Source organism: Gemmatimonas sp. (assembly GCF_046594945.1).
Classification (GTDB): domain Bacteria; phylum Gemmatimonadota; class Gemmatimonadetes; order Gemmatimonadales; family Gemmatimonadaceae; genus Gemmatimonas.
This window is the reverse complement of sequence record NZ_JBKJRB010000015.1, coordinates 73,694-83,974: the sequence shown is the minus strand read 5'-3', so window position 1 is coordinate 83,974 and position 10,281 is coordinate 73,694. Positions and strand designations below refer to the sequence as shown.

At 63.9% G+C, this 10,281-nt stretch carries 8 protein-coding genes and 1 pseudogene; 3 read left to right on the top strand and 6 right to left on the bottom strand.

The window, feature by feature from the left end; translation table 11 throughout:
• Window positions 1–99: 99 nt before the first annotated feature.
• Window positions 100–2,175 (top strand): annotated as a pseudogene (locus ACLL97_RS02345) (response regulator); the annotation flags it as partial.
• Window positions 2,176–2,186: 11 nt separating this feature from the next.
• Window positions 2,187–3,824 (top strand): response regulator, encoded by a 1,638-nt coding sequence (locus ACLL97_RS02340; RefSeq protein WP_411278864.1) that lies wholly within the window; start codon window positions 2,187–2,189, stop codon window positions 3,822–3,824.
• 89 nt (window positions 3,825–3,913) lie between these two features.
• On the opposite strand, the gene ACLL97_RS02335 is transcribed toward ACLL97_RS02340, so the two are convergent.
• The 6 genes from ACLL97_RS02335 to ACLL97_RS02310 all read right to left on the bottom strand — a co-directional run bounded on the left by ACLL97_RS02335 (window position 3,914) and on the right by ACLL97_RS02310 (window position 8,383).
• Complete coding sequence (locus ACLL97_RS02335) at window positions 3,914–4,381, bottom strand: response regulator (RefSeq protein ID WP_411278863.1); 468 nt, start codon at window positions 4,379–4,381, stop codon at window positions 3,914–3,916.
• The gene (locus ACLL97_RS02330; protein WP_411278862.1) at window positions 4,378–5,472 is read right to left on the bottom strand and encodes a diguanylate cyclase domain-containing protein; all 1,095 of its coding nucleotides are present in this window, start codon (window positions 5,470–5,472) and stop codon (window positions 4,378–4,380) included. The genes ACLL97_RS02335 and ACLL97_RS02330 overlap by 4 nt, the downstream gene beginning before the upstream one ends.
• A gap of 158 nt (window positions 5,473–5,630) precedes the next feature.
• Entirely contained in the window at window positions 5,631–6,749 is a 1,119-nt protein-coding gene (locus tag ACLL97_RS02325) for a hypothetical protein (protein WP_411278861.1), read from the bottom strand.
• A gap of 75 nt (window positions 6,750–6,824) precedes the next feature.
• On the bottom strand, window positions 6,825–7,208 hold the full coding sequence (locus tag ACLL97_RS02320; RefSeq protein ID WP_411278860.1) for a VOC family protein: 384 nt from the start codon (window positions 7,206–7,208) through the stop codon (window positions 6,825–6,827).
• A gap of 440 nt (window positions 7,209–7,648) precedes the next feature.
• Complete coding sequence (locus ACLL97_RS02315) at window positions 7,649–7,948, bottom strand: multicopper oxidase domain-containing protein (RefSeq protein WP_411278859.1); 300 nt, start codon at window positions 7,946–7,948, stop codon at window positions 7,649–7,651.
• Between the two features lie 192 nt (window positions 7,949–8,140).
• The gene (locus ACLL97_RS02310; RefSeq protein ID WP_411278858.1) at window positions 8,141–8,383 is read right to left on the bottom strand and encodes a hypothetical protein; all 243 of its coding nucleotides are present in this window, start codon (window positions 8,381–8,383) and stop codon (window positions 8,141–8,143) included.
• Between the two features lie 101 nt (window positions 8,384–8,484).
• Here ACLL97_RS02310 and ACLL97_RS02305 point away from each other — a divergent pair, with 101 nt between their 5' ends.
• Window positions 8,485–9,903 carry a M20/M25/M40 family metallo-hydrolase gene (locus ACLL97_RS02305; RefSeq protein ID WP_411278857.1) on the top strand — a complete coding sequence of 473 codons (1,419 nt, stop codon included), beginning with the start codon at window positions 8,485–8,487 and terminating at the stop codon, window positions 9,901–9,903.
• Window positions 9,904–10,281 lie beyond the last annotated feature (378 nt).

The following is a 10,281-nucleotide window of genomic DNA, read 5'->3' as shown; positions in this document are numbered from 1 at the left end:
CAAGATGGAGTTGAGCGGCGTGCGCAATTCGTGCGACATGTTGGCGAGGAATTCCGACTTGTATTTCGACGTGAGTGCGAGCTCGGACGCCTTTTCCTCGAGCGCGCGCTCACGTCGAAGTACAAGTCGGAATTCCTCGCGAACATGTCGCACGAATTGCGCACGCCACTCAACTCCATCCTCATTCTTGGTCAACAGCTCGGCGAAAATGTGGAAGGCAACCTGTCGCCCAAGCAGGTGGAGTTCTCGAAAACCATTCACGGCGCGGGCACCGATCTGCTCAACCTCATCACCGACATTCTCGACCTGTCGAAGATCGAGTCGGGCACGGTGACCGTGATGGCAGAAGAGGTGATCGTGCGAAATCTGATGGACGGCACCGCACGGCCCTTCCGCCACGAGGCGGACAATCGTCACCTCACGCTCGACGTCACTACCGACCTGACCGACGACACCACCATGGTGACCGACGCGAAGCGGTTGCAGCAGGTGCTGAAGAACCTGCTGTCCAACGCCTTCAAGTTCACCGAGCAAGGTGGTGTGCGGCTTCGCGTCTCGCAGGCCGCGGGCGGCTGGACCCGAGAGCATCCGATGCTCAAGCGCGCGGCAAGTGTGGTCGCGTTCGAGGTGTCGGACACCGGCATTGGCATCCCGGTCGAGAAGCAGCGCATCATTTTCGAGGCGTTCCAGCAGGCCGACGCCGGCACGTCGCGGAAGTACGGTGGCACTGGCCTCGGCCTCGCGATCAGCCGCGAACTCGCCGCGCTGCTCGGAGGTGAAATCCAGCTGCGCTCCACTCCGGGTTTGGGCAGCACCTTCACGCTCTACCTGCCGCAAGCGTACATCGGCCCCTCAGGTTCGTCGCTCCTTGGCGCCTCGACACTCGCCGTGCCTGAGCACCTACGCGGCCTGCCGAGCAGCACGACGAGCCTGTCGTCCGTACGCACGTGGGATCGTCCGATCGAGGCCGTGCCCGACGACCGGCATGACTTGAAGGAGCATGACGCACGTCTACTCATCGTGGAAGATGATCCGCACTATGCCCGGGTGCTCGTCGAGCAAGCCCGCCTGCACGGATTCAAGGTGCTGGTGGCGGCGCGCGGCGCTGACGCGCTGGCGTTGGCGCGCGAATACCACCCGACGGCTGTGTCGCTCGATGTGTTCCTGCCCGACATGTTGGGCTGGACGGTCCTCAGCCAGCTCAAGCAGGACCCGGCAACTCGACACATCCCGGTGCAGATGATCACCCTCGACGAGGACCGGCAGCACGGCCTTTCGCGCGGTGCGTTCAGCTTCTTGCCGAAGCCGACCACGACGGCGGGCCTCGAGGAGGCGCTACTGCGCATCAAGGAGTACTCACTCCCGCGGTCGCGGCGACTCCTGGTGGTGGAGGACAACGAGGCAGAGCAGCTCAGTATAAAGGAGTTACTGGGGTACAAAGATATCGAGATCGACACCGTCGGCACCGGCACGGAAGCGCTGGCCGCACTGCGCACTGGCTCGTACGACTGCGCCGTGCTCGATCTTCGCTTGCCGGACATGACCGGCTTCGAGGTGCTGGAATACATGCGGGACGATGCGACGATCGGCGACGTGCCGGTGGTGGTGTTCACGGGCAAGGAGCTCTCTGCCGATGAGGACGCTCGCCTGCATTCGCTGGCGCGCAGCGTCGTGGTGAAGGGCGTGGAGTCGCCAGAACGTTTGCTCGATGAAACGTCGCTGTTTCTTCACCGCGTGCTCGCGGACCTGCCCCTGGAAAAGCAGCTGATGTTGGACAAATTGCACCGCTCGGACGACGACCTCGTGGGCAAAAAGGTGCTCGTGGTGGACGACGACGTGCGCAATATTTTCGCGCTCAGCAGCGTCCTTGAACGTCGCGGCATGAATGTGCTCACGGCGGGAACGGGACACGAAGCCATTGCGACGCTCGAGAGCACCGACCACGTGTCGATCGTGCTGATGGACATTATGATGCCGGAAATGGACGGCTACCAGACGATGCAGGCCATTCGTCAGAACCCGTCCATGAAGCGCCTCCCGATAATCGCCCTCACGGCCAAGGCCATGAAGGGTGACCGGGAAAAGTGCCTTGACGCGGGTGCGTCGGATTACCTCGCCAAGCCGGTGAATACCGAACAGCTGCTCGCTGCGCTCCGCATGTGGCTCCATCGCTGAGGATGACACACATGCTCGAGGTTCTGGACGGCAAACGAGGCAACGTGGATAGCAATACGGTCGATAAGGTCAACATCCTGTTGGTCGACGATCAGCCGGGGAAGCTGCTCGCCTACGAGGCGATGCTCAGTGAGCTCGGGGAAAACCTGATCAAGGCCAGCTCCGGGCGCGAGGCGCTGGAGCACTTGCTCAAGACGGACATCACGCTGGTGTTGATGGACGTCAGTATGCCGGAGCTCGATGGCTTCGAGCTGGCGGAAATCATCCGTCAACATCCGCGTTACCAGAAGACGGCGATCATCTTCGTGTCCGCCGTGCACCTGTCCGACCTCGACCGGCTCAAGGGATACGAGACCGGAGCGGTGGACTACGTTTCCGTGCCGGTGGTGCCCGAACTATTGCGGGCGAAGGTCGCGGTATTCGCGGAGCTCTATCGAAAAACACGCGAGGCCGAGCGACTTACGGTGGAGCTGGAGCGCCGAGTTGCGGAGCGCACCGCCGAGCTTGAGGCATCGGTGGCGCGACAGATGGAACTCGCCGACCAGCTACTCGATGCCGACCGGCGCAAGGACGAATTCCTGGCGCTGCTCGCGCATGAGTTGCGCAACCCGCTCGCGCCGATTCGCAATGCGGCCAGCATCATGCACATGAAGGGCTTGCACGATCCGGAGCTGATCTGGTGTCACGAGGTCATCGAACGCCAGGCAAAGCAGCTGACTCGCCTGGTGGACGATCTACTGGACGTTTCTCGCATCACGCAAGGCAAGATCCGGCTTCGAACCGAGCAGCTCGACTTGCGCCACGTCGTGCAAGATGCTGTGGAATCGAGCCGTACGCTCATCGACGAGATGGGCCATGAACTCACCGTGGAGATGCCGGACACTCCGCTGCTGGTGCGTGGTGATCCGGCGCGCCTCACGCAGGTCGTGGCCAACTTGCTCAACAATGCGGCCAAGTATCAGCTGGAGAACGGCACGATTGCGGTGCAGATCGCGCACGATGGCACTGATTCCGTCATCGTCGTGAGGGATCGCGGTATCGGCATCTCTCGCGAAGCCATGCCCCGCATCTTCGACTTGTTCGCGCAGGGGGAACGGGTGCCTGATCGTGCAGCGGGCGGCCTCGGCATCGGCTTGTCGCTGGTGAAGCAAATGGTGGAGCTGCACGGTGGCACCGTACGCGCCGAGAGCTCGGGAGTGGGACAGGGGAGCGCGTTCGTGGTCCATATCCCCGCACCGACCGCCACGACAACCACGACGACCAATGGAACTCCGGACGCGGCGCACTCCGCTGAGGCACCACGCCGCATTCTCGTGGTGGATGACAGCGTAGACGCCGCCGAGAGCATGGCGATGCTCCTTCGCCTCCGCGGGCATGACGTCGTCGTGGCGCACAACGGGCAGGACGCGCTGCAACTCGCCGAGGAAACGCCGCCATCGGTGGTGCTGCTCGACATCGGCCTGCCGGGTATGGACGGCTACGAAGTGTGCCGGCGGTTCCGCGCGTCCGGGTTTGATGCGACACGCATTATTGCGATGACCGGCTACGGTCTCGAAAAGGACCGCCAGCGCGCGACGGAGGCGGGGTTTAACGTACATATCGTCAAGCCGGTGGCGTTCGCCGATCTGGTGAAGCTGCTGGCCGAATAAGGGTGGATCGTCCTCGGCCAAGCGATTCCGGCGAGCACCAATGTTCAGGCGCTCGCTCGTCGAATGGTGCTGCACCGGCCCATCGACCGTCAGCTGGCCACCAATCCAATAGGATCCATGGGGCACATCTCACTCTGATCGGCCGGCGCCGCATTCGCCAACGCGTTCGCGGCTGCGAGCAGCTCGGCCGCTGTCATCGGCTTCCGAAAGAAGGCGGTGCGGTGCAACAAGGTGCCGTGCCATCCCGCGCCGCGCTCGGCGTGCCCGGTAATGCCGATGACACAGAGCGTCGGATCCTCGTCGCGCAGCGCACGGGCCAACGACGGTCCGTCGAGATCCGGCAACTCGAGGTCGGTGACCAGCAGCTGCACGCGCGTTCCTGCCATTTTCGCGCCGCGCCATGCGGTCAGTGCGTCACCGCTGCTCGTTGCGGCGAGTACATGCCATCCGTCGCGCGCGAAGGCCCGTGAGGCCCACGCGAGCACGCTCGGATAGTCGTCGACGATCAACACCGTGCGCGTGCTCCGCACGCAGGCGATGCGCACACCATTCGTCATGCCGCGTGCTCCGCGTGCGCCTTTCGCGCCCGCTTGTTGGCATACATCGACTCATCGGCTAGACGGAGCAGCGTTGGCAGCGTGGCGCGCTGCGAGGGAAGCCATTCTGACCATCCGACACTGGTGGCCAATTGAAATTCCGCCTTCGGATCCGCGTTGCGTAGAGAAAGTTCGGCGTTCAGGCGCGCAGTCACGAACTTCAGTTCCGATGTGCTCGTCTGCGCGAGCAGGCAGACGAACTCGTCACCGCCAACGCGGGCGACAATGTCCGAGTTGCGGCAAACGCGCGTGAGGATGGTCGCCATCTCCAGGAGCGCTTCATCGCCGGCGTCGTGACCCAGCGTGTCGTTGATCTGCTTGAAGCCATCGAGATCCAGCGCCAAGACGACAAACGTGTTGCCGGTCCGTTCGGCCAGCGCCAGATGTTGCTTCGCATGCTCGGCGAAGCCACGCCGGTTCAGCAAGCCCGTGAGCGGATCTCGGATCACCTGATTGCGTAGCTGCTCGTGCGCGACGGAGAGCGCGTGCACCGTTGCGCGTAGCTCGATCTCTGCCATGGCTGCCGCCGCCAGATCCTCCAGCGCTGATACTTGCGTGGCGGTCCACTCGACCGGCACGGTGTCGATCGCGCACATGGCGCCCAACGTCTCGCCGTCTGACGTGCGCAGCGGCACCCCGGCGTAAGCGACCACGCCGAGGTCGGTGAACGCGGGGTGATGCATCGCGAAGGGATCGCGTGCTGCGTTGGTGATCAGCAGGGGGGCGTCGTTCACCACTACCGTCTGACAGAACGAGTGCGTGAGCGGCGTGCCGCGCGCGGCACCGGCCCATCCGCCGAGACCGGTCAGGCCGGCGAAATGCTGCCGCGCGTCATCGACCAGCGACACCATCGAGATCGGTGTGCCAAGCAGCGCGGTAGCGATGCGGGTTATGCGATCCAGCACGGCGTCTGCCTGTCCATCGAGTAGACCACTCGCGCGGAGGGCGGCCAAGCGGGAGGGGCTCGTGAGGCGCGCGATGTCTCGCTCGCCTCCATCGGTTTGGGCCGGAGCAACGGCAACCGTCACTTCCATTACGAAATCCTGAGACACGCGGTACATAGACCCGGTGCGTGACGCACCAGTGTCGTCACCTGCGGCGATGACGGATGCTGCGAGATAGACGCAAATATGCCGCCATCGTCACATATGTTTTTCGTATAGCGCACTTCATGTGAAGCGGCACAAGCGAGTAACGCCCAACGCGGTGTCTACCGCCGCGTCAACCGGTACACCCGAACCTCCGGCGCCTGCTCATCGGGATCGAGGTAGCGACCCAGCACGTAGTCGGCGCCAATCTCGTAGACCTCGAGCGCAGTGGGCATCGCTATGGTTGCCCGCACTTTGCCGCTTGGCGAAAAGACGGTCCACCGCACGGTCGGCGACGCCGCGCTCGGATAGTGCTGCACCCACACATCGCCCGAGGCGTCGATGAGCAGATCGCGAGTGGCCGGAAGGAATTCCGGCATGCGAATCATCGCGTAGCTCCGCTCCAACATCGTACGTGCGCGCTCGCCCATGCTGGCGACCTCCCGCTCGCGCTCGGCTTCGACATCGGCCTTGGCCACGCGCACGCGTACGGCCGGCGCCGTGAGCGCAGGCAACGGCTGCCCTGAGAGGTCGAACACGAGTACCTCCAGTCGGTCGGCCAGCGCGATATATGCGCGCGCGGCGGAGATCGCGACCCGCGGTTCGCGGCCGAGCGGCAAAGGACGATCACCGCCGCTTTCGCGCCAGCGATCGCCGCCTGGCATCATCCCGAGTGAGATTTCGATGTTCGTGTCGGCGCGGGCGAGCCAGTATCTCACATTCGGACGATAGGCGCCGGCCTTCATATCGCGGTCAGCAGCCCAGCCCATCACGACGAACTGCAGGCCAGCGTTACAGGCGATTCGATACGTTTGCGTTGGGACGCGGAAAGCGCGTTGGAACGTGCCGTCAAGTTGAAAGATCGAGAGCGGCCCCGTAATATCGTTTGCGACCAAAGCACTCCCGCACCGAAGGAGCGGCGCCAGATAGCCGACCTCGCCGGGGCCTTTGCCTTTCCGCGCGTAGCGCTTTACGAGCGCGCCGGTCGGCGTGAACTCACGAATCGCGTACTCCGCCAGATCGCCCACGACGATGTTGCCATTGGGCAGTCTCGTGGCGCCGGCGGGTGCCGCCAGCGAGAGAGCCGCCTGCTCGCCCGTGCCGATGCGTACCGTAGGCGTGGGCGCGAGACGCCAAACGGCTGCCTGCGCCGTAAGGGACACCGGACGGACCGGCGTGATACCAACGACGACGCACATCGCGACGTGCAGTACGAGGGGCGGCGGTGCAAGCGTTCGCATTGGCAAGTTGACAGGGGAGAGTCGATGTGCCTCGCTCGCTCAATGCCTGGCGGCCACGAAACCTTACGCGCGCCGCTACGCCGGCTCAAACAACGCACACACTGCACCCGCCGGATCTTCGATCATGGCGTAGCGCCCGGTTTCCCCCATGCTGCGTATTGACATAATGATCTTGCCGCCCAGCGCGTCCACATCGCGGAGCTTGCCCTCGAGACCCGACACGGTGATGTACACAATCCACTGAGGCGGTATCCCGCTGTTGGCACCGCGTGCGTGGCAGACGCCGGCCTGAGGTGCGCCGTCGGCGCCGAGCATGAGGTAGTCGTCGTATTCACCCATGCCGAGCGGCATCGCGGTCCACCCGGTCACCTTAGCATAGAACTCCTGTAGCTGTGTCGCGTCGGGCACGGTAAGGTCGGCCCAACTGATGCGGCCGAGTGGGGCAGGGGTGTCGCTCATGCGCAACTCCGGTTGAGGTCACGCGAAGCTACGCTTGCTGCAGCCGATGGGGCTACGGTTCGACCACCCGCATGCCGATGGCGCCCTTCTGGCCATGGCCGAAGCCGTGATTCACAAACGGAAATTCGCCCGCCACATCGGCTCGAGTTCGAACACCATGCCGCCGCCTGCCGGTACGGTGAATGTCTGGACGCCCCGAATCGTCGCGCCCGGCGGCGCCCCACGGTAGACCGTGCCGAACTGTTCGCCCACCACGTGAAAGGGCGACGGATGGGTGGGGACGCCGATACTACCCAGAAGCGTACACGCTCACCCACTTTCACTCGGATCGGGGCGTCCATGTACGGATTGGGATGGCCGTTGAACGCGACGAAGTCGGGCAGCACGGCCGTCATCTTCGCACAGTCGTATGCCCGCACCCCATTCACCGCCTCGGCGAGCTAGAACTCGCTCTGCACAAACACAAATTCCTTAGCGGGCGGCCGTGGCTCGCGCGGCGACACCACAATCGCGCCGTACATGCCGGAGCCGATGTGCATGAGCACGGGCGCTGTGCCACAGTGGTACATGAACGCGCCAGCAAACTTCGGCGTGAAGGAGAACTGCACCGACTGCCCCTTGGTGACGGAGCGAAATGCGTGTTTGGGATCGATCTGCGCCGCGTGAAAGTCCATCGAATGCGGAATGTCCACGTCGTTGCTAAGCGTGAAGTCCACGGTGTCGTCCACACGGCAGTGCACGATGGGACCGAGAAGTCGCCCTCGAAGGTCCATACGGCTACGTCGATATCTTTCGAGATTCGCACCGGTACCTCGCGCGCATGCCCGTGCAACGCGAGCCGGTTGCCAGCGGCCACGGGTGGAAGTGCGGGATCGTATCGAAGCAATACTGCCTATTTGGCGCCGGCGCGACCCACCGCCGGCGTGTCGCTGTCACCGGCCGGTGAGCAGGCGGGAAGCGCCGCCCCGACGCCGGGAATCGCCAATGACAGAATCGAGGCACGGCCAGAAACGCACGCCGGTCGGTGGAGCCCACCGGTGCCGGCTGCCAACTGGGGTGGAGTCGAGCACCAGCACCGCCGGGTCGTCGGCATGCAGCTGATGAAACGGTGCCGAGTCTTCGTTGAGAAGGTGATCGACCAGCGACGACAGGCGCGGGACCGCGGAATCGTACATGGCGGGGCTCGGCAGGGGGGAGCACAGTGGCGCGAGACGATCTCGGCTGGGGTAGCTTCCGTGAGCCCACCATTCCCGTCCCGTCGGTTCGAGGTCATCGCATGATTCGCTCCGTACTCCGCACGCTCGTGTTCCCGCCACTGTGTCTAGCGGTGCTGGCCTCGGCGGTCCCCGCCGTCGCGCACGGGCAAGACACCGACTCCACGGCGCTACTGCTCGCGCAGCTCATTCGCGCCAATAGCAGCAACCCGCCTGGGCACACGCAGCAGATTGCGGATATCCTCGGGCCGCTGTTTCGCGCGCGCGGCTTTCAGGTGGACATCGTTCCCACGCCTGACTCCGCGAAGGTGCACTTCTTCGCTCGACTGAAGGGCAATGGGTCGAAGAAGCCGCTGCTGCTCGCAGCCCATGCGGATGTGGTCGGCGTGGAGCGTGAGAAGTGGACCGTCGATCCGTTCGCCGGCGCGATCAAGAATGGCTCGGTGTACGGTCGCGGAGCCATCGATTTCAAAGGCGGTATCGCCGTGTTCGCCCGCGCTGCGATGTTGCTGGCGGATCGAAAAGTACCCCTCGATCGCGATATCATTTTTCTGGCGGAAGCCGACGAAGAAGGCGCGCCGATGAACACGACGTGGCTGTCACGGCAACATTGGGACAAGATGGACGCCGAGTTTGCGCTCAATGAAGGCGGGTGGATCATCAAGCGCGCTGATGGCCGCGTGCAGTACGTGAGCATCTCGACGTCGGATAAGCGTGTGATGGGCGTGACCCTCACGGCCAAGGGGACGAGCACACACGCCTCTATGCCCCTTCCCGACAACGCGCTCGTGACGATCGGCAGAGCGCTCGCCAAGCTCGGGCGCTACGAGACGCCACTCGAGTTCACGCCAGACTCGCGAAAGTACTTCACGACCCTCGCGAAAACGAGCACCGGCGAGACCGCGCGTCTGTACAGGCAGCTGCTGAATGGCACGCCGGCGCAGGTAAGCGCCGCCGACAAGGTGCTCTCGCGTGATCCGCTTATTCACTCGCTGATGCGGAATACGATTGCGCCGGTCATCGTGGCCGGCGGATTTCGCAGCAACGTCATTCCGGGCTCGGCCGAGGTGACGCTGAACGTGCGTCTGATTCCCGGCAGTGATCCGGCGGTGCTCATACGCACGCTCGAAAAACTGTTCAACGATCCGCTGCTGACGGTGAAGATGGCGACGGCCCTTGCCGCGGCCTCGCCCGCGTCACCTGACACATCGTTGTTGTACCGCGCGCTGGCGGCCGAGGCGAAAGCGCAGTGGCCGGAGGCCGAGGTCACGCCGTATCTGTTCCAGGCCGGCACCGATGCCGCCGCCTGGCGCAATCGTGGGATTCCGGTGTTCGGCATCTACCCATATCCCATCAGCACCGACGAGCTGCGTCGGATGCACGGGAACGATGAGCGCGTCAGTGTCGAGTCGTTACAGCAGGGCACCGAGATGTTATTCCGCACCTTGAAGCGAGTGGCCGGCTCGAGTTCTGGGCGCTGAATTAGCAGGCGTGTCAGGAGGATTTGCTGCGAGCCTGCGCAGGTCGCACACTTTTTCGTCTCGCTCGCGGCGACTACTGCGAAGCGCCTATCGGAAGGCGCCCTACGCTCGCGATTGACAGCGGGTTTGACACGCCGTACAATCTCGCGCGCCTTGCGCGTGTGATTGCGCCGCATCGTTGGCTCGAACCGTTCCGGCGCGACGTTCAACAGGACTTTCTGAGTTCGACTGAAGTTTGGGTTTGACGGCACTTGCTCGCCGCTGGGTCCCACCGCGTGCTTGTCACGCACCACGGAGTGATGCGCGATGATCGCAGCATCCTCCCGTTCCGTCGCGCCTAACGGGTGTTTCGACGCCCGTGCACCGTAGTGGCATGAC